This is a genomic window from Streptomyces malaysiense, assembly GCF_000980885.2.
Classification (GTDB): domain Bacteria; phylum Actinomycetota; class Actinomycetes; order Streptomycetales; family Streptomycetaceae; genus Streptomyces; species Streptomyces malaysiense.
In genome coordinates this window covers 15797-35481 of record NZ_LBDA02000033.1, presented here as the reverse complement: position 1 = coordinate 35481, position 19685 = coordinate 15797, and the positions used below count along the sequence as shown (strand labels likewise).

Sequence of the window (19685 nt, the reverse complement as noted above, 5' to 3'; positions counted from 1 at the left end):
GCCGCGAACCGGCGGTCCGGGAGCCGCGAACCGGCGGTCCGGGAGCCGCGAACCGGCGGCCCCGGCCCTCCGCGGGCGCTACACGCTCACCGCTTCACCCGGCAGGGAGAGGTCCAGCTCGACCGCCCTCTCCTCACCGGAGTGGGTGGCGGCGGACGCGAGCGGCCCATGGCCGAGGGCCCGCGCGGCGAGGACGTACGCCCCCTGCGCCGGCACCGCGAGCCGGTAGTGGCCGGCCTCGTCGGAGACGGCCGATCCGGCCTGCTGCCCCCGGTGGTCGATCAGCGTCACCTTGGCCCGGGGGACCGGGGCACCGGTGGCGTCCAGCACCCGCCCCCGGAACCCCCGCAGCACCTCCTCCGCCTCCTCCAGTACGGCGGCGTCCTCCTCGCTGCCGGCCCGCAGCCGCACGTGCTGCGCCGGCCGCCCCGCCTTCGGCAGGAAGAGGGCCAGCAGCAGGCCCGCCGCCACCGCGCCCGTCGCGATGAGGAAGGACACCCGGAACCCGTGCATCGTCGGGATCGCCATACCCCCCACGGTGTGCGCCGTGTTGGCGAGCACCATGCCGATGACGGCGCTCGACACCGACGTACCGATCGACCGCATCAGCGTGTTGAGCCCGTTCGCCGCGCCCGTCTCCGACGCCGGTACCGCGCCGACGATCAGTGCGGGCAGCGAGGAGTACGCGAGCCCGATGCCCGCGCCGAGGATCACGGACGTGAGGATCGTCTGCCAGGCCGCCTGCATCAGGCCGAGCCCGCCGCCGTAGCCGATCGCGATGATCAGGAGGCCGATGATCAGGGTGGTCTTGGGTCCGTAGCGCGCGGAGAGGCGGGCGTACACCGGCGCGGTGAACATCATCGTCAGGCCCAGCGGCGCCACGCACAGACCGGCGACGACCATCGACTGGCCGAGCCCGTACCCGGTGGCCTTCGGCAGCTGGAGCAGCTGGGGCAGGACCAGCGAGACGACGTAGAACGCGACGCCGACCATGATCGACGCCAGGTTGGTGAAGAGCACCGCGGGGCGCGCGGTGGTGCGCAGGTCGACCAGCGGCGCCTCCGCGCGCAGCTCGTACAGGCCCCACAGGAGGAGTACGACGACGGACGCGACGAACAGGCCGAGCGTCGTCGCCGAGGACCAGCCCCAGTCGCTGCCCTTGGTGATGGGCAGCAGGAGCAGCACCAGGCCGGCGGACAGCCCGAGCGCGCCGGGCAGGTCGAAGGAGCCCGCCGCGCGCATCGGGGACTCGGGGACGGTGAGCAGGGTGAGGGCGATGGCGAGCACGCCGAGGCCGGCGGCGCCGTAGAACAGCGCGTGCCAGTTCGTGTGCTGGGCGACCAGCGCGGCGGCGGGCAGGGCGAGGCCGCCGCCCACGCCTATGGAGGAGCTCATCAGGGCCATGGCGGAGCCGAGCCGTTCACGCGGCAGCATGTCCCGCATCAGGCCGATGCCGAGGGGGATCGCACCCATGGCGAAGCCCTGGAGGGTACGGCCCGCGATCATGACCAGCAGCTGGCTGGTGAGCGCGCTGACCATCGCGCCGATCACCATCACGGCGAGGCTGGCGATCAGCATGCGCCGCTTGCCGTACAGGTCGCCGAGCCGGCCCATGATCGGGGTGGCGACGGCGCCGGACAGCAGGGTCGAGGTGAGCACCCAGGTGGCGTTGCTGGGCGCGGTGTGCAGCAGTTGCGGCAGGTCCTTGATGACCGGCACGAGCAGGGTCTGCATCACCGCGACCACGATGCCCGCGAAGGCGAGCACCGGGACGACGGCCCCGCTCGCCTCGCGCCGCGGTTCGTCGGTCGTCGTGTGGGTCATTGAGTGCGGCCTCCCGTAGACATGAGTGCGGGGTAAACCTCGTATGCACAAGCAACTATTCCGTTGCCTCAGGACCCTAATGATTATTTGACCATCCCATGGGTTTCTGACGCGAGGTCAGGGGTGGTCATGTTATGGAACACGTTCTAGTCTGCGCGCCATGAAGGCCTATGTAGCCGGGGTCGGGACGACCAGGTTCGAGAAGCCCGAGACCCGTGACTGGCAGTACTGGGACATGGTGCGGGAGGCTGGTGGAGCCGCTCTCGCGGACGCCCGGATCGGATACGACGAGGTGGAACAGGTTTCTGTCGGGTACTGCCTCCAGCCCTCGACCGCGGGTCAGCGCGCCGTCTACGAACTGGGACTCACCGGCATCCCCGTCTACAACGTCAACAACAACTGCGCCACCGGCGCCACCACGCTGATGCTCGCCCGTCAGCTGGTCGAGGGCGGCGCGGCCGACTGCGTCCTCGCCCTGGGCTTCGAGAAGATGAGCAGGGGCCCGCTCGGCGGCGGGGCCGGCCCCGGCGGCTTCGCGGCGTCCCCGGTCGCCCGGCACTACGGCATCATGGCCGCCCGGCACGGCTTCGCGAGCACCCCGCCCACCGCGCAGATATTCGCCGCCGCGGCCCGCGAGCACCAGGAGCGGTACGGCACCACCCCGGAGCAGCTCGCGGCGGTGGCCGCCAAGAACCACCGGCACTCCGCGCACAACCCCGACGCCCAGTTCCGGGACGTGTACGACATCGCCGGCGTCCTCGCCGCGCCGACGGTGCACTCTCCGCTGACCCGGCTCCAGTGCTCGCCCACCTCCGACGGCGCCGCGGCCGCCGTGGTCGTGTCCGAACGGTTCGCCGAGCGGCGCTCGCCGGCCCGCCTCGTCGAGATCGCCGGGCAGGCGATGGCCACCGACACCGAGGAGTCCTTCGCGTCCGGTTCCTGCGTCGACGTCGTCGGACAGCCCCTGTCCCGCGCGGCCGCCCGGCAGGCGTACGAGCGCGCCGGGCTCGGCGTCGAGGACGTCGACGTGATCGAGCTGCACGACTGCTTCTCGGTCAACGAGCTGCTCACCTACGAGGCGTTGGGCATGTGCGAGGCGGGGGAGTCGGGGAGGCTGGCCGAGTCGGGCGCGACGACGTACGGCGGCCGGTGGGTGGTGAACCCGTCCGGGGGCCTGATCTCCAAGGGGCATCCGCTGGGCGCGACGGGCCTCGCCCAGACCGCCGAACTGGTCCGGCAGCTGCGGGGCGAGGCGGCCCGGCGGCAGGTGGAGGGGGCGCGGGTGGGGCTCGCGCACAACATCGGGCTGGGCGGGGCGGCGGTGGTGACCTTGCTGAAGGCGTTGTGATCAGGGCGGGCGGGGCGACGTAGTCCGCGGGGAGCAGGATCCCTGGTCCGAAATGCCGATGCAAGGACCGCAACCGGGCTGAGACCATGACACCCATGCTGGAGACCGCCGACACCCCGCCCCTCATATCCCGACGTACGACACCTCCGACCTGGCTGGTGGTGGCCCTGGCCTGCGCCGGACAGTTCCTGGTGGTGCTGGACGTCTCCGTGGTGAACGTCGCGCTGCCCTCCATGCGCACGGATCTCGGTCTCGGCGTGTCCGGCCTGCAGTGGGTGGTGAACGCGTACGCGATCGCCTTCGCCGGGTTCATGCTCCTCGGCGGCCGGGCCGGCGACCTGTACGGCCGCAAGCGGATGTTCCTCGTCGGTCTCGGCCTGTTCACCCTGGCCTCGCTGGGCGGCGGCCTCGCCCAGGAAGGCTGGCAACTGCTGCTCGCCCGCGCGGCGCAGGGGCTCGGCGCGGCGGTCCTCGCACCCTCCACGCTCACCCTGCTGACCGCCGCGGTGCCGGAGGGTGCCGCACGCGCGCGGGCCATCGCCACCTGGGCCGCGGTCGGCGCGGGCGGCGGCGCGGCGGGCGGACTCGTGGGCGGCGTCCTGGTGGACGTGCTGTCCTGGCGGTGGGTGCTGCTGATCAACGTGCCGGTCGGTGCGGTGGTGCTGGCCGGCTCGCTGCGCTGGCTGGTGGAGAGCCGCGCCGGGGACCGGCGCCGCCTCGACCTGCCCGGCGCGCTGCTGGTCACGGCCGGTCTGGGCACGCTGGCGTACGGCATCTCGCGCACCCAGGAGAAGGGCTGGACCGCCCCGGCGAGCATGCTGCCGCTGGCCGCCGGGGCGCTGCTGACCGCCCTGTTCCTGCTGGTCGAGGCGCGGACGCCGGCCCCGCTGATGCCGCTCGGACTGCTGCGGCGGCGCCCGGTGGCATCGGCGAACGCGGCGATGCTGGTGTCCGGCTCGGCGATGTTCTGCATGTGGTACTTCATGACGCTGTACGCGCAGAACGTGCTGGGCTACTCCCCGCTGGAGGCGGGCGCCGCGCTCGTGCCCAGCTCGCTGGCCGTGATCGTCGGCTCCAAGACGGCGCCGCGCCTGATGCGGACGGCCGGGCCGCGCTCCGTGGCGGTGCTGGGCACGCTGATCGGCGCGGGCGGGTTCGCCTGGCAGTCCACGATGAGCGCGCACGAGGCGTACGTCACCGCGATCATGTTCCCGGGCATCCTGATGATGCTGGGCGGCGGTCTGGCGATGACCCCGCTGGCCGCGCTGGCGACCTCGGGGGCGGCGGCCCATGAGGCCGGGGTGGTCTCCGGCCTGGTCAACACCTCGCGCACGATGGGCGGTTCGCTCGGTCTCGCCGTGATGTCGACCATCGCCGCCACCGGCACGGGCAGCGGCACCGGACCGCAGGCCCTGACCGACGGCTACGCGCTGGCCTTCCGCGCCTCCACTGCGGTGCTGCTGGGCGCGGCGCTGCTGATGGTGCTGTGGCTGCCGCGCCGTCTGCCGCACAGGTGAGCGGCTGCCGGGGCGGCGCTCGCCGCGGGTCCCCCGTTCGTCGCTCGCACCGGCGCCCCGGGCCCCGGTCTCACAGCCACCCCTGCTGACGCGCCTCCCGCACCGCCTCCGCGCGGTTGCGGGTGCCGGTCTTGCCGATGGCCGAGGACAGGTAGTTGCGCACGGTGGACTCGGACAGACGCAGCCGGCCCGCGATGTCGGCGACGGTCGCGCCGTCCACGGACGCCGTCAGCACCTCGCGCTCGCGCGGTGTGAGCGGGTTCGGCCCGGCGGTGAGCGCGGCCGTCGCCAGCGCCGGATCGACCACGGTCTCCCCGGCCAGCACCCGCCGGACCGCCGCCGCCAGTTCCTCCACCGGCCCGTCCTTGACCAGGAACCCGGACGCCCCGGCCTCCAGGGCCCGCCGCAGGTACCCGGGCCGCCCGAAGGTCGTCAGGATCAGTACCCGGCAGTCCGGTGCCCGGGTCCGCAGCTCCTCCGCCGCGTCCAGCCCGCTCGCCCCGGGCAGCTCGATGTCCAGCAGCGCCACATCCGGCTCGTGCCGCAGTACGGCCGCCACGATGGCGTCCCCCGCGGCCACCTGCGCCACGACCTCGATGTCCTCCTCCATACCGAGCAGGAGGGCGAGCGCGCCGCGCATCATGCCCTGGTCCTCGGCGAGCAGCACTCTGATGGTCTTCGCGGCTCCGGGACCCCCCGACATCTCATCCACACGGACAGGCTAGAACGGCGCGGGCGCCGGGCCCACCCGCGAGGCCCCGGCCCGCGGCACGCCCCGCCCGGCGCCGGGCGGCGACGCGTGTCAGCCCGTGGCACCCGCCGACTGCAACTCCTCGGTCACCAGCGGGAGTTCCGCCGTCACCGTGAAGCCGCCGCGCGGTGCGGGGCCGGCCGTGAGGGAACCGCCCGCGGCGGCCAGGCGTTCGGTGAGGCCGGTGAGACCGGTGCCGCCGATGCCCGGGGAGGGGCGGCTGACCGGGGTGCCGGAGCCGTCGTCGCCGACCGTCAGACGGACGCGCTCCTCGGTGCCGGTCACGGCGATCTCGCAGCGAGTCGCGTCGCTGTGCCGGATCACATTGGTGACCGCCTCGCGCACCACCCAGCCCAGCAGGGCCTCCGTCTGGGGTGCGAGGAGGGTGCCGGAGCGGCGGAAGACGGGCTCGACGCCCGCCGCCGTCAACGCCGAGCGGGCACGGTCCAGTTCGGTCGCCAGGCTGCCCTCGCGACAGCCGGTGACCGCCTCGCGGATCTCGGTCAGCGCCTGCCGGCCCACCGACTCGATGTCCGTGATCTGGCCCAGCGCCGCGGCCATGTCGCGCGGGGCCAGCCGGCGGGCCGCCTCCGACTTCACCACGATCACCGACAGGGTGTGGCCCAGCAGATCGTGCAGATCGCGGGAGAACCGCAGCCGCTCCTTCTCCACCGCGCGCCGGGCCAGTTCCTCCCGGGCGGCACGCAACTCCCGTACCGCCTCCGACAGCCCGAGGATCGCGGCGGTCACCATGGTGGACAGGAACGTGGCGTACCCGATGTTCGCCGCGTCCGACCAGTCCCCGCGCACCCCGCAGAGCGCGGCCGCGTAGAACGCCAGCAGGACCCCCGAGCGGCCCAGCCACGGCCCGCGCAGGGCGGCGCCCGCGGCCAGGCCCAGCAGCGGGAAGAACATCAGCCAGTCGCCGCCGTAGCCGAGCGCCAGGCCCGTGGTCAGCAGGGCCATCAGCAGCAGCGCCACCCGCGTGCGCGGCTCCTCGCGCCTGGCCCGGTCGAAGGAGCGGAAAGTGACGTAGATGTACAGGGAGTTGAAGGCGAACAGACCCAGCCCGCCGATCAGCGGGTTCGAGGTCCGCCCCTGGAGCAGGTTGGCGAAGGCCCCCATCCCCATCAGCAGCCAGGGCAGCAGCGCGAAACCGGTGGGCGGCGGCCCGGGATCGCCGGCGGCCGGCGCCTCGCCCCGCTTCCGGGCGGCGCGCGCCCCGGCCTTGAACCGCTCGCCCTCCGCCTTCCGGCGCTCCAGATCCGCCTTCCACTCCAGCCGTGCGGCCTGCCAGGCCCGCGCCTGGCACCGCACCCTCCGCCATCCCGACATATTCGCGTTCCCCCAGGTCAGACGGTCCCCGTCGCACGGCGGTACGACAGCACAGCGTACGATCCGAACGCCAGGAGCCACCCCGTCCACGGCACGCACGGCCCCGAACGTCCGGACCGCCCCCGTGAAGGACACGGCGCGTGTCCTCGTCCCTCTGCGTCATGCCCACGACGGTAGAAGCCGGACCCGGCGCACCGGCAGATGCGCATGTACGGACTCGGGCAGTACGAATGTCACCCCTCCCATGCGAACTGACGTATCGTCAGATGCCTTCACAAGTGCGGAGGGCTCGGCTATACAAGGGGCGCCGGACTGGAACGCGTTCTAGACTTGTTGACCGTAGGGCGTTCCGGGCCCGCTCCGTGGACGACCTCGGCGCGGCCGACGGTGCGGACGACCGCGCCGAGGTCTCGATACCTCTTTGGAGCCCCATGCCCATCGACGCAGCCAGGGCCCTCGCCGCCGAACCCCGCTCGGGTGGGATCACCTGGACCGCGAAGGACGTCCAGCTCTACCACCTGGGCATCGGCGCGGGCCGCCCCGCCACCGACCCGGACGAGCTGCGCTACACGCTGGAGTCCCGGCTGCACGTGCTGCCGAGCTTCGCCACCGTCGCGGGCGCCGGCAAGCCCGGGGTGACCGGCGGGCTGTCCATGCCGGGCGTCGACGTCGATCTGGCCAGCGTGCTGCACGGCGGACAGACCCTGCGCGTGCACCGGCCCATCCCGGTCGAGGGCAGCGCCACGGCCACGTCCCGCGTCGCGGCCGTGTACGACAAGGGCAATGCGGCGGTCCTGGTGATGCGCACCGAGGTGGGCGACACCGAGGGCCCGTTGTGGACCAACGACGCGCAGATCTTCGTCCGCGGCGAGGGCGGCTGGGGCGGCGACCGGGGCCCCTCGGCCCGCCTGCCGGAACCGGGCGGCGAGCCGGACCGGACCGTCGAGTGCCCGGTCCGCCCCGACCAGGCCCTGCTCTACCGGCTCTCCGGCGACCTCAACCCCCTGCACGCCGACCCCGAGTTCGCCAAGCTCGCCGGCTTCGAGCGGCCCATCCTGCACGGGCTGTGCACCTACGGCATGACCCTCAAGGCCGTGGCCGACACCCTCCTCGACGGCGACGTGGGCCGGGTGCGGTCCTACACCACCCGGTTCGCGGGTGTCGTCTTCCCGGGCGAGACCCTGCGCATCCGCATGTGGCGCGAGGAGGCGGGCCGGGTGCGGGTCGCCGTCGCCGCCGCCGAGCGGGACGACGCGCCGGTGCTCGCGGACACCGTCGTGGAGCACTCCTGAATCCAGTACTGCGAGTATCGCGAGGGGAGTCACGGCATGCGCGCAGCCGTACTGCACGAGATCGGCCAGGACAAGCTCGACGTGCTCGGCGACGTCGAGGCGGCCGGGTTCGGTCCGGGCAAGGTCCGTATCAGGGTGCGGGCCACCGGGCTGTGCCACTCGGACCTGTCCGCGATGAGCGGCGTACTGCCCCAGCCCGCACCGTTCGTACCGGGCCACGAGGGCGCGGGCGAGGTGCTCGAAGTGGGCGAAGGCGTCGGGAACGTGAAGCCGGGCGACCGGGTGGTCGTCTGCTGGCTGCCCGCCTGCGGTGGCTGCCCGGCGTGCCGGCGCGGGCAGACGGAGCTGTGCCTGGCCGGGTTCATGAACGCGGGCACCCCCAACTTCCGCCGCCCCGGCGGCGATGTCTTCGGCTTCGCGGGCACCGGCACCTTCGCCGAGGAGGTCGTACTGGACGCCCGGTGCGCCGTCCCGCTGCCCGACGACGTGCCCTACGACATCGCCGCCCTGATCGGCTGCGGTGTCACCACCGGACTCGGAGCCGCCCTCAACACCGCTGACCTGGCCGCCGGTTCGTCGGTCGCCGTCATCGGCTGCGGAGGGGTCGGCATGTCCGCGATCCAGGGGGCGAGGCTGAAGGGCGCCGCCGAGATCGTCGCCGTGGACCCGGTCCCGGCCCGCCGTGCGGCGGCCCTCGGGTTCGGTGCCACCAGGGCGGTCTCGCCCGACGGGCTGGCCGAGGCCAGGCAGCAGGTCACCGGCGGCGAGGGCTTCGACTACGTCTTCGAGGTCGTCGGCAGGTCCGCCACCGCCCGCACCGCCTACGAGAACACCCGGCGCGGCGGCACCCTCGTCGTGGTCGGCGCGGGCGCCATGGACGACTTCCTCCAGCTCAACATGTTCGAGCTGTTCTTCGACGAGAAGCGCATCCTGCCGTCCCTGTACGGAGGCGGGGACGTGGTCCGGTCCTACGAGCGCGCCGTCGCCCTGTGGCGGGCCGGCCGGATCGACCTGGCCGGGCTGATCACCCACCGGGTGCCGCTCGCCGCGGTCAACGAGGCACTGGACCAGATGCGTACCGGGACCGCCCTGCGTACGTGTGTCGAGATCTGAGGGGCACCGCCCATGACACTGCCACTTCAGGGGCTGTCCGCCGTCGTCACCGGTGCCGGGCGCGGCCTCGGCCGGGCCGAGGCGCTCGAACTCGCCCGCCTCGGCGCGTCCGTCGTCGTGAACGACCACGGACGACCGGGCCGGGACGGCACGGGGGACGCCTCCGCCGGACCCGCCGAACAGGTCGTCGCGGAGATCCGCGAGACCCTCGGCGGCACCGCCCTCGCCCACGCCGGAGACGTCGCCGACTCACGGCAGGCCCGGGAACTGGTCGAGTTGGCGATCGGCGAGTTCGGCAAGCTGGACATCCTCGTCAACAACGCGGGCATCCTGCGCGACCGCATGATCTTCTCCATGACCGAGGACGAGTGGGACTCGGTGCTGCGCGTCCATCTCAAGGGCCACTTCAACACCACCCGCTTCGCCGCCGCGCACTGGCGGGAGCGCTCCAAGGCCGCCGGGCGACCGGTCCACGGGCGGATCATCAACACCTCGTCGGAGGCATTCCTCGCCGGCTCCGCCGGACAGCCCAACTACGCGGCCGCCAAGGGCGGGATCGTCGGCCTCACCACCTCCACGGCCCTCGCCCTCGCCAAGTACGGCGTCACCGCCAACGCCATCTGCCCGCGCGCCCGCACCCGGATGACCGAGGACGTCTTCGCGGGTCTGGAGGCCCCGGACGAGGGCCTCGACCCGCTCGCCCCCGAGCATGTCGCCCCGCTCGTCGGCTACCTGGCCGCACCGGCCGCCGCCCGCGTCAACGGGCAGCTGCTCGTGGCGCACGGCGGCATGGTGGCGATCGTCGAACGGCCCCGGGTCCGGGCGCGGTTCGACAGCGAGCAGGAGACGTTCACCTACGACGAACTCGACGCGCTGCTCACCCCGCACTACGCGGAGCGGCCGCCGGGGGAGACCTTCGCGGCGGCGGAGGTACTCGCCCTGAGGCGAGGCGGGGAACGAGGCGGCGCATGAGAAGAGGGGCGGTGCGTGAACAGGGGGACGGCGCATGAGGAGGGGGCATCCGGATTCCGGATGCCCCCTGCTGTCCTCACTGCCTTCAGGCCGCCGCCTCGCCGGTCTCCCCGGCGGGCTTGCGGTGCCGGCCGTGCGGAGACTGGTCGGTCTCCGTGGCCGAGACCGGGCCGCGGTGCCGGCCGTGGCCGGCGTCCTCCAGAGAGTCGGCAGACAGCTGCTCCGTCGTGCTGGTGTCGCTCATTGGACGTATTCACCCCGTCAACATCATCTTTCGTACAGCCGGAGGAGTCTAACCGGCACACCACGGCCCTAATCCAGGCGCACACGCCAACCGGCACTAGTTCGTTACAAGACGTCCCAGAGGCGCCTGCGCCAAGGGCACCGGACGCGGCGCCGGCGGTTTCGCGGGGCCCGGGTCCGCCGCCTCGGCGACCTCCTCGGCCGCCGTGCCCGCGGCCGGGGCGGCGGCCGGGACGGCACCCTCCACCCGGGCGCGCGGCTCGCCCGCGGGCGCCCGCAGCTCGGCCACCCCGCACGGCGTCTCCCGGGTGGCGTACGGCAGCCGCAGCACCCCCTCCGGGGTCCACAGCCCCGACCCGGTCAACCAGCCCTTGGGCGCGGCGAGATGCCGCACCCGCCGCTCGGCCGGCCGCCAGATGCCCACCCAGGTGCCCACCGGCCCGTCGATGCGCAGCGCCACCGCGCAGTTCTCCGGCTCGAGCACCTGCCCCGGCTGGATCGCGAACGGCACCGCCGCGCACTCCGGCAGCCGCAGCGAGGTGGGGAAGCGCACCGGCAGGGTGGAACCGAGGACGCCCCAGCCCAGTCGTTCCCGCCCCGGCGAGGGCGCGTCGGAGGAGATCAGCAGCAGCCCGCTGTCCGGGTCGGCCATGAGCAGCCGGTCGTCGCTCGCCGGAGTGATCTGGAGCAGCGGCGTCACCTCGCCCAGCTCCAGGTCCACCACGACCGTCTTGACGCACCCCTCCAGCTCCCGGTCCAGTGCCAGCAGTCGCCCGGCGCGGTCCAGCCAGACCCCGCCCGAACAGCGCCCCGGCACCTCCACCAGCCGCTCGGGCCCCGCCGTCCCGCCCGCCACCTGCCACACCGCGCTGCTGCGGGGGCCGACCGTCAGGGCGTAGGCCCGCGCGCCCCCCGGCGCCGGGGGCAGCAGGCCGAGCCGGATCCCGGGCCCGGCGCACTCCATGGCGCCCAGCGGCAGCTCACCGGTGCCGGGCCCGGTCGGATACAGCAGCGCGAAGAGGTGCCGTACCCCCGCCCGCCGGTGGATCAGGACCCGCCCGTCGCCCAGCGGCTGGAGCCCGGTGCCGGGCTCCTCCGGCTGGGCCCCGGGCAGCGGCACCGCGTACGGCTCCGGGCCGTCCAGCGTCCAGCGCTCCGGGAACCACGAGTCACCGTCCCGCGTGAGCCGCGCGGCGTACGCGCCGTCCGCCGTGAGCACGCAACCGCGTTCCGGCGAGCGTTCGTCCGCGCCGACGGACGGGGATTCGATAGCACAGGCCGTCATCGTTCGGTCACCTCCGGCGACGAAGCTAGTTTTGAACGCACGGCCGTGCGGGGGGCCGGCCGCCGCTTCACACATACGGGTGGCGCAGAAGCGATTCCTCCGAGAGGGCGGACACGACTGTGCTGCGCGTGGCCGGGAGGGGCGGACGCGGTACGGCTGCGCCGAACGGCCAGGTAGCCTTTTCCCGTGCCCCGTCTGTCTGAAGTCATCGCCGCGCTGGAGAACCTGTGGCCCGCCGAGCGGGCCGAGTCCTGGGACGCGGTCGGCACGGTGGTGGGCGACCCCGACCAGGAGGTCACCCGGGTCCTGTTCGCCGTCGACCCCGTCCAGGAGATCGTCGACGAGGCCGTGCGGCTCGGCGCCGACCTGCTGGTCACCCACCACCCGCTCTATCTGCGCGGCACGACCACGGTCGCGGCCTCGCACTTCAAGGGCCGGGTCGTGCACACGCTGATCAAGAACGACATCGCGCTGCACGTCGCCCACACCAACGCCGACACCGCCGACCCGGGTGTCTCCGACGCCCTCGCGGGCGCGCTCGACGTCCGTGTCGTACGCCCCCTCGTGCCGGACCCCACCGACCCGAACGGACGTCGGGGCCTCGGCCGGGTGTGCGCGCTCGACCATCCGCTCACCCTGCGGGAACTGGCCGCGCGCGCCGCCGAGCGGCTGCCCGCCACCGCGCAGGGCATCCGGGTGGCCGGCGACCCCGGTACCGTCGTCCGCACCCTCGCGGTCAGCGGCGGCTCCGGCGACAGCCTCTTCGACCAGGTGCGCGCCGCCGGCGTGGACGCCTTCCTCACCGCCGACCTGCGCCACCACCCGGCCTCCGAGGCCGTCGCGCGGTCCCCGCTCGCGCTGCTCGACGCGGCGCACTGGGCCACCGAGTGGCCCTGGTGCGAGCAGGCCGCCGGCCAGCTCGACGAGATCTCCGACCGCCACGGCTGGGACCTGCGGGTCCACGTCTCCAAGACGGTCACCGACCCCTGGACCGCCCACGCGGCGTCCTCCGTCACCACTAGTTAATGGGAGCCCCCAACTGAACGCCGCGCCCGCCGACCAGATCCGACTCCTCGACGTCCAGGCACTCGACGTCCGCCTCCAGCAGCTCGCGCACAAGCGGAGGTCCCTGCCCGAGCACGCCGAGATCGAGACGCTGAACAAGGACCTCACCCAGCTGCGCGACCTGCTCGTGGCCGCGCAGACCGAGGAGAGCGACACCGCCCGCGAGCAGACCAAGGCCGAGCAGGACGTCGACCAGGTGCGCCAGCGCGCCACCCGCGACCAGCAGCGTCTGGACTCCGGCGCGGTCTCCTCGCCGAAGGACCTGGCCAACCTCCAGCACGAGATCGCCTCGCTCGCCAAGCGGCAGGGCGACCTGGAGGACGTCGTCCTGGAGGTCATGGAGCGCCGTGAGTCCGCGCAGGAGCGGGTGAACGAGCTGACCGAGCGGGTCGCCTCCGTCCAGTCGAAGATCGACGACGCGACCGGCCGCCGGGACGCCGCGTTCGAGGAGATCGACCGCGAGGCCGCGTCCGTCACCAAGGAGCGCGAGGTGGTCGCGGGCGCCGTGCCGGCGGACCTGCTCAAGCTCTACGACAAGCTGCGCGAGCAGCAGGGCGGCATCGGCGCGGCCAAGCTGTACGCCCGCACCTGCCAGGGCTGCCGCCAGGAGCTGGCCATCACCGAGCTGAACGAGGTCCGCTCGGCCGCCCCCGACACCGTGGTGCGCTGCGAGAACTGCCGCCGGATCCTGGTGCGCACGGCCGAGTCCGGGCTGTAGGGGGCTTACGGCGTGCGGGAGTTCATCGTCGAGGCGGACGGCGGTTCCCGGGGCAACCCGGGTCCCGCGGGCTACGGCGCGGTGGTCTGCGACGCGGCGACGGGCCAGACGCTGCTGGAGGCGGCCGAGTACATCGGGGTCGCCACGAACAACGTCGCCGAGTACCGGGGCCTGCTGGCCGGCCTGCGCGCCGCCCACACCCTGGACCCCGCCGCCACCGTCCACGTCCGCATGGACTCCAAGCTGGTCATCGAGCAGATGTCCGGCCGCTGGAAGATCAAGCACCCCTCGATGAAGCCCCTGGCGACGGAGGCCCGGGGGGTGTTCCCGGCGGACCGGGTGACGTACGAGTGGATCCCGCGCGCCGAGAACAAGCATGCCGACCGCCTGGCGAACGAGGCGATGGACGCCGGGGCGCGGGGGGAGCGGTGGAGCCCGGAGGAGTCACTGGCGGAGCTGGAGTCGGGCACGGCCGCCGCGGCTGCGGGCGCGGCGGCACCTCCTGGCGAGCAGTGCCCCCAGGCCCCGGGCCGGCAGCACCCCCGCGGCTCGGACCGGCAGCAGGACGCACCCGGCACCACCACGCGGGGCTGGACCTCGGCCCCCGACCTGGGCGCCCCCGCCACCCTCGTCCTCCTCCGCCACGGCGAAACCCCCCTGACCCCCCAGAAGCGCTTCTCGGGCAGCGGCGGCACCAACCCGCCGCTCTCCGACGCCGGCCGCGCACAGGCCCACCGCGTCGCCGACGCCCTGGCGAAGCGCGGCACCGTCCAGACCGTCCTCGCCTCCCCCCTCACCCGCACCCGCGAGACCGCCGAGATCGTCGCCGCCCGCCTGAACCTGGACGTCGTCGTCGAAGACGGCCTGCGCGAAACGGACTTCGGTGCCTGGGAGGGCCTGACCTTCGGCGAGGTCCGCGACCGCTACCCGGACGACCTGAACGCCTGGCTCGCCGACCCCGCGGCCCGCCCCACCGGCGGCGGCGAGAGCTTCGCCGAGGTCGCCGCCCGCATCGCCGTCACGAGGGACGAGCTGCTCACCGCGCACGCGGGCCGCACCGTCCTGCTCGTGACCCATGTGACCCCGATCAAGACCCTCGTCCGCCTCGCCCTCGGCGCCCCGCCCGAGTCCCTGTTCCGCATGGAGCTCTCGGCCGCCTCCCTCTCCGCGGTGGCGTACTACGCCGACGGCAACGCGAGCGTCCGCCTGTTCAACGACACCTCACACCTGCGCTGACGCCGGCCCGCGGATCCCGGCCGCCGCCCGCGCGAGCGCCTCGATCCGTGCCCAGTCCCCGGCCGCCACCGCGTCCGCCGGTGCCATCCAACTCCCGCCCACACAAGCCACGTTGGGCAGGGACAGATACTCCGCCGCGTTCGCGGGCCCGATCCCGCCGGTCGGCAAGAACCGCGCCTGCGGCAACGGCCCGGCCAGCGACCGCAGATACGCCGTGCCCCCCGCCGCCTGCGCCGGGAAGAACTTCATCTCCCGCACCCCGCGCTCCAGCAGTGCCACGACCTCCGAGGCGGTCGACACCCCGGGCAGGAACGGCACCGGGCACCCCCGCGTCGCCGCCAGCAGCCCCTGCGTCCACCCGGGACCGACGAGGAACCGCGCCCCGGCCGCGACGGCCGCCGCCACCTGTTCCGGCGCGATCACCGTCCCAGCCCCGACCACGGCCTCGGGCACCTGATCGGCGATCGCCCGGATCGCCTCCAGCGCGGCCGGCGTACGCAGGGTCACCTCGACCGCCCGCAACCCCGCGCCCGCCAGCGCCCGCGCGAGCGGTACGGCGGCGGAAGCGTCCGGGACCACGAGCACGGGTACGACGGGCGCGAGATCGAGCACGGAGTCGACCGGCGAGGGCGGGGGCTCGGGCGGGACCATGCCCTCATCGTGTCGACCTGCCGCACTCCCCGCAATCACCGTTGCACACAGTGCAACACTTCCCTGATGGGCCCCTAGTGGATCTCCTCCACCAGCACATCCAGCCCCCACGCCTTCCCCGCCCTGTCCGGGGCCTGCGCCTCCACCTCGTACCCCAGCTCCCGCAGTGCCTCCACCAGCTCGGCGGGGTCCCGCGGTGTGACGCCGTCCGACAGCAGGGACCGCACGATCCGCCCCTTCGTCGCCTTGTTGAAGTGGCTGACGACCTTGCGGGTCGGCGCGTGCAGCACCCGTACCGTCGCCGTCCGCCCCGCCAGCTCGCCCTTCGGCTTCCACGCCGCCGCGTACGCGGCCGAGCGCAGGTCCAGCACCAGCCCGTCCCCGGCCGCCTCCGGCAGCACCTCGGCCAGCGGCGCCCGCCAGTGCCGGGCCGGCGCACCGAGCCCCGGCAGCCTGATCCCCATCGAGCAGCGGTAGGAGGGGATGCGGTCGGTCACCCGCACCGCGCCCCACAACCCGGAGAAGACCAGCAGCGAGCGCGCCGCCCGTCGCTTCGCCGCCGCGTCCAGGGAGGCCAGGCCGAGGGCGTCGTACAGGACACCGGTGTAGATCTCCCCGGCGGGGCGTGCGCCGGCCGTGCGCAGGGCCGCGTTCTTGGCGACCTCGCCGCGCAGCCCCTCGCTGAGCCCCAGCACCTCGCGCGCCTTCTCCTCGTCACCCGCGCACAGTTCGACCAGTTCCCCGAGCACGGCCTCGCGCGCGCGGGTCAGCCCCGGCAGGGACAGCGACTCCAGCCGCAGCGGGGCACCCCTGCCCGAGTCGGCCTTACCTTCCGAGGGCGGCAGCAGGACCAGCAACACGTACTCCTTCTCTTGCGCTCAGGCGCCAGCGTACGGGGTGCCGCCCAAGACCCCGCGCCCTGCGCTCGGCTCATGCCCAGCCGCAGGATCCGCGTGACCGGCGCCCCCGGGGCACCCCTGAGGGCCGCGCTCACCGCCCTGCGCGCCCGCCCGGACGTCCCCGAGGGGTTCCCGCCGGAGGTGCGGGCGGAGGCCGAGCGCGCGGGCGCCCAGCGGGCCATCGACGCGGGGGCGGCGGAGGAACCGGTCGCGCTGCTCAGGGACGCCGGCCGGGCGCGGGAGCGGCAGGAGGCCGCGCGCGGGGGCATCTCGCTGACGGTGCCCGAGCAGGAGATCACCGAACGGGACCGCGCCTACGCGCTGTCGTACCGCGCTCCGCTGCCCGTCGAGACGTGGAACGCCCGGCTCTCCCTGCTCACCGGCATGGCCGCCGCGGATCCGATGCTCGCGCGGGGCACCGGCATCCTGCGCACGCTGCCGCCCGCCCCGGACGGCGCGGTGGCCCGGTTGTGCCGAACCGCGCGGGCCCACGGCATCGACTGGCCGCACCTGGAGGGCCTCGGCGGTGATCGGCGCGCTCGACCCGCGGGTGCCGCACCACGCGGCGTTCCTCCAGGAGTGCATCACGCTGCTGCGCGGCGCGGGCTGCGCGGTCTTCCGGGACGGCGCCCGCCGGCGATCACCACCCATGCCGCCGTGGCCGCCCCCTACACCCACTGCACCGCGCCCCTGCGGCGCCTCGCCGACCGCTATGCCCTGGAACTCTCCCTGTCCGCCGCCGCCGGCGAACCCCCGCCCGACCGGGTCCTAGCCGCCCTCGACGGCCTGCCGCATCGGACGGCCCACGGCCCACGGCGCGCGGCTCGCGAGCACGGTGCAGCACGAGTCCGTCGAGATCGTCGCCGTGGCCCTCCTCGAAGACCGGGCCGGCGAGACCTTCGACGCCTGCGTGGTCGACCTGGACGACCGCCACGCGGGCGCCGGCACCGTGCAGCTGGCCTCCCCGGCCGTCCTCGGCCGCGCCGAGGGCCCCGGCCTCACCCTGGGCGACCCCCTGCGGGGTCCGTCCCGTCAAGGCGTCACCCGGCACGGCCGGGCCCCTGTTCATCCCCGCTTGAGCGCCCCCACGAGCGCCGCGGGTTCGTCGGCGTACAACCGCACCACCCGTACGTCCTTCCGCCGCCCGAGCGGCGTGAAGTAGTGCACCGGGCGGTCGAGTTCGACCGTGACGGTCGTCTGCGACCCGACGGGGAGGTCGAGTTCCCCTTCCGCCCGCTCGTGCGTCATCCGGGTCTCCCGCCGTACGGCCCCGACCGCGTCCAGCGGTATCCGCACATCCACGCGCACCCCGTACCGCACTCGCAGGCTGTCCCCGGTCAGCACGTGCGGCCGCACCACACCGGCCGCGTGCAGGCCGAGCACGAGCAGCACGGTGTAGATGTCCAGCACCAGCATGGCGTCGTGCGCGGCGGGCCAGTCGCGCAGCATCGCGGACACCCCGACCGTCTCGACCACGCACACGAACGCGAGCCCCAGCAGCGTCGCCCCCTGCCCCCGCGCGTACCCGAACTCCCGCCCGTCACCGACTCCTTGACGGCGCCGCCCCACCCACAGCGCGAGGCTCCCGAAGACCCGGGCCTCGTGCAGCACCAGCCGTTGCGCACCTCTCATGCGTCCTCCCCTCCTCCCGCCATGTCTACCGCATGCCGGCCGGCCTCCGCCGGGGCCGGGGCCGACTCGGCGCGGAGGGAACGGAGAACGGCTCGATCACCGATGACCGCCGGCGCCGGATCCCGTGGTGCGTGTGGAGACGCCGGTGGCGGCGGCCCGTCCTCCGATCCGCAGGGGACCGGTACGGGCGCCGACGCGGCGGCAGGGTCAGGCGGTGGCCCCCGCGGTCCCCACCCAGCGCTCCAAGGCCGCGGTCAGTCCGTCCTCCTTCGCCTCCCCGTCCGCGTCGGCCGCCCACGCCACGAAGCCGTCCGGACGGACGAGGAGGGCCCCGAGGGCGGGCCTGGCCGGACAGGTGGCGGTGAGGACGGTCAGCCGGTCGGCGTAGGGGGCGGCCAGGGCGCGCAGGGCGGGGAAGCCGGTGAGGTCGAGGAGGAGCGGGCGGCCGGTGCGCAGGTGCTCGCCCAGGCGGGTGCCGTCGGACAGCGGGAGGTCGGGGGCGCTCGCGCCGGTCAGCGGGTGGCCGCCGGGCAGGTCGTAGCGCTGCCAGACCCCGGAGACGCGGTTGACCAGGTAGGTCGTGCCGGCGCTGCTTCCCGCGAGGTCCTCGACCACCCGGCGCAGCGCGCGGGCGTGCCGGTCCGGGCGCATCAGCGCTATCTGGGCGCGGGTCCAGTCGAGCACCCAGGCGCCGACCGGATGCCGTTCGGCGGTGTAGGTGTCCAGCAGCGACTCGGGCGCCCGGCCCCGGACGACCGCGGCGAGCTTCCAGCCGAGGTTCAGCGCGTCCCCGAGCCCGAGGTTGAGCCCCTGCCCGCCGAACGGCGAGTGCACATGCGCCGCGTCGCCCGCGAGCAGCACCCGGCCCCTGCGGTACTCGGTGGCCTGCCGGGCGTTGTCCGTGAACCGGGTCGCCGTGCGCACCCCGGTGACGCTCAGCTCCGGCACGCCCGAGACCCGGCGCAGGCTCGCCTCCAACTCCTCGGCGGTGACGGGCGCGTACCGGTCGGCCGGCGGGCTGTCGAACTCGACGGTGACCACGCGCCCGGGGAACGGACCGTGCGCGTACGTCCCCACGTCCGTGGTGTTCCAGCCGGCCTTCAGCCGCTCGGCACCGCGCAGTTCGGCCAGTGCCTGGTAGCCGGTGATCTCCGGTGCCGTGCCCGGGAACTCGAACCCGGCCAGCCTGCGCACCGTGCTCCGGCCGCCGTCGCAGCCGACCAGCCGGTCCGTGTGCACGGTCTGCCCGTCCAGATGTACGGCGACCCCGGCCCCGTCCTCCGTGAAGCCGGTCAGCTCCACGCCCCGGCGCACCTCCACCCCGAGCCGCTCGGCCCAGCGGCCCAGCACCCGCTCCAACTCGGCCTGCGGCAGCACGAGTCCGGGGCCGGCGGCGGGATCGACGTCCGCCCACTCGGGGCCGGAGCCGTCGAACCGCTCGGGGTCCAGCATGATCCCGGCGAAGTGCCCGGCGAACCTGGGGCGTTCCGCCGCATCGACGCCGTCCTCGCCGTCCCGGAACGCCCGGAGCCGCTCCCGCACTGCCTCCCGTGCCGCCGTCAGCTCGGGCAGCAGCCCCCGCCGGTTCAGGGCGACCACGCTCGGGTTGTTGATCCAGCCCGCCTTGATCGTCTCGTCCACCTCGGTCAGCCGCTCCACCACCAGCACCCGTGAGGCCCCGCCGAGCCTCAGCTCACCGGCGAGGAAGAGTCCCACGGGGCCGGCGCCGGCCACCACCACGTCGTACCGAGTGCCGTGTTCCGTGCCGTCTGTCGTCGTCATGAGCCGGACTATAGCCACTAAA

17 protein-coding genes and 1 pseudogene are annotated in these 19685 nt (G+C 74.2%); 9 read left to right on the top strand and 9 right to left on the bottom strand.

From position 1 onward, the window contains the following. Nucleotides 1-78: 78 nt before the first annotated feature. Nucleotides 79-1824, bottom strand: coding sequence for an MFS transporter (locus tag VT52_RS14735; RefSeq protein ID WP_046422710.1), 1746 nt, complete (start codon nt 1822-1824; stop codon nt 79-81). Between the two features lie 160 nt (nt 1825-1984). On the opposite strand from VT52_RS14735, the gene VT52_RS14730 reads away from it, so the two are divergent. Both VT52_RS14730 and VT52_RS14725 read left to right on the top strand, forming a co-directional pair. Continuing rightward, entirely contained in the window at nt 1985-3172 is a 1188-nt protein-coding gene (locus tag VT52_RS14730; protein WP_046422712.1) for a thiolase C-terminal domain-containing protein, read from the top strand. A gap of 86 nt (nt 3173-3258) precedes the next feature. Continuing rightward, entirely contained in the window at nt 3259-4689 is a 1431-nt protein-coding gene (locus VT52_RS14725) for an MFS transporter (protein WP_107481336.1), read from the top strand. A 70-nt stretch (nt 4690-4759) separates the two neighbouring features. Here the strand turns inward: VT52_RS14725 and VT52_RS14720 are convergent, their stop codons facing one another. Both VT52_RS14720 and VT52_RS14715 read right to left on the bottom strand, forming a co-directional pair. Further along, entirely contained in the window at nt 4760-5392 is a 633-nt protein-coding gene (locus tag VT52_RS14720; RefSeq protein WP_046422714.1) for a response regulator transcription factor, read from the bottom strand. A gap of 99 nt (nt 5393-5491) precedes the next feature. Then, entirely contained in the window at nt 5492-6775 is a 1284-nt protein-coding gene (locus VT52_RS14715) for a sensor histidine kinase (protein WP_053055551.1), read from the bottom strand. A gap of 431 nt (nt 6776-7206) precedes the next feature. Between VT52_RS14715 and VT52_RS14710 the strand changes: the two genes are divergently transcribed. Genes VT52_RS14710 through VT52_RS14700 form a run of 3 tightly spaced genes read left to right on the top strand, consistent with a single transcriptional unit; the run spans nt 7207 to nt 10152 of the window. Next, entirely contained in the window at nt 7207-8067 is an 861-nt protein-coding gene (locus VT52_RS14710) for a MaoC/PaaZ C-terminal domain-containing protein (RefSeq protein ID WP_046422715.1), read from the top strand. 36 nt (nt 8068-8103) lie between these two features. Further along, a complete protein-coding gene (locus tag VT52_RS14705) occupies nt 8104-9180 on the top strand; it encodes a Zn-dependent alcohol dehydrogenase (protein WP_046422716.1) in 1077 nt (358 codons plus the stop codon). A gap of 12 nt (nt 9181-9192) precedes the next feature. Beyond that, nucleotides 9193-10152 (top strand): 3-oxoacyl-ACP reductase, encoded by a 960-nt coding sequence (locus VT52_RS14700; protein ID WP_046422717.1) that lies wholly within the window; start codon nt 9193-9195, stop codon nt 10150-10152. Nucleotides 10153-10237: 85 nt separating this feature from the next. On the opposite strand, the gene VT52_RS37970 is transcribed toward VT52_RS14700, so the two are convergent. Both VT52_RS37970 and VT52_RS14695 read right to left on the bottom strand, forming a co-directional pair. Next, nucleotides 10238-10396, bottom strand: coding sequence for a hypothetical protein (locus tag VT52_RS37970; protein ID WP_167377703.1), 159 nt, complete (start codon nt 10394-10396; stop codon nt 10238-10240). A 96-nt stretch (nt 10397-10492) separates the two neighbouring features. Then, complete coding sequence (locus VT52_RS14695) at nt 10493-11680, bottom strand: hypothetical protein (protein WP_046422718.1); 1188 nt, start codon at nt 11678-11680, stop codon at nt 10493-10495. 186 nt (nt 11681-11866) lie between these two features. On the opposite strand from VT52_RS14695, the gene VT52_RS14690 reads away from it, so the two are divergent. Genes VT52_RS14690 through VT52_RS14680 form a run of 3 tightly spaced genes read left to right on the top strand, consistent with a single transcriptional unit; the run spans nt 11867 to nt 14699 of the window. Continuing rightward, the gene (locus tag VT52_RS14690; protein WP_046422720.1) at nt 11867-12706 is read left to right on the top strand and encodes a Nif3-like dinuclear metal center hexameric protein; all 840 of its coding nucleotides are present in this window, start codon (nt 11867-11869) and stop codon (nt 12704-12706) included. 13 nt (nt 12707-12719) lie between these two features. Further along, a complete protein-coding gene (locus VT52_RS14685; RefSeq protein WP_079175061.1) occupies nt 12720-13463 on the top strand; it encodes a CT398-like coiled coil hairpin domain-containing protein in 744 nt (247 codons plus the stop codon). Between the two features lie 12 nt (nt 13464-13475). Continuing rightward, entirely contained in the window at nt 13476-14699 is a 1224-nt protein-coding gene (locus tag VT52_RS14680; RefSeq protein WP_046422725.1) for a bifunctional RNase H/acid phosphatase, read from the top strand. Here the strand turns inward: VT52_RS14680 and eda are convergent. Together eda and yaaA are read right to left on the bottom strand one after the other, a co-directional pair. After that, the gene (gene eda, locus VT52_RS14675) at nt 14685-15350 is read right to left on the bottom strand and encodes a bifunctional 4-hydroxy-2-oxoglutarate aldolase/2-dehydro-3-deoxy-phosphogluconate aldolase (protein WP_046422726.1); all 666 of its coding nucleotides are present in this window, start codon (nt 15348-15350) and stop codon (nt 14685-14687) included. The two genes, VT52_RS14680 and eda, sit on opposite strands and share 15 nt — an antisense overlap. Nucleotides 15351-15424: 74 nt before the next feature. Continuing rightward, nucleotides 15425-16207 carry a peroxide stress protein YaaA gene (gene yaaA, locus VT52_RS14670; protein WP_046422730.1) on the bottom strand — a complete coding sequence of 261 codons (783 nt, stop codon included), beginning with the start codon at nt 16205-16207 and terminating at the stop codon, nt 15425-15427. Nucleotides 16208-16393: 186 nt separating this feature from the next. Between yaaA and VT52_RS35650 the strand changes: the two are divergent. After that, nucleotides 16394-17328: pseudogene (locus VT52_RS35650) on the top strand (RNB domain-containing ribonuclease); the annotation flags it as partial. Here the strand turns inward: VT52_RS35650 and VT52_RS14655 are convergent. Both VT52_RS14655 and VT52_RS14650 read right to left on the bottom strand, forming a co-directional pair. Beyond that, nucleotides 17315-17881, bottom strand: a complete 567-nt coding sequence (locus tag VT52_RS14655; protein ID WP_046422731.1) for a hypothetical protein — start codon at nt 17879-17881, stop codon at nt 17315-17317. The pseudogene VT52_RS35650 and the gene VT52_RS14655 overlap by 14 nt on opposite strands. Nucleotides 17882-18088: 207 nt before the next feature. Beyond that, a complete protein-coding gene (locus VT52_RS14650; protein ID WP_046422732.1) occupies nt 18089-19663 on the bottom strand; it encodes an FAD-dependent monooxygenase in 1575 nt (524 codons plus the stop codon). Between the last annotated feature and the right edge of the window lie 22 nt (nt 19664-19685).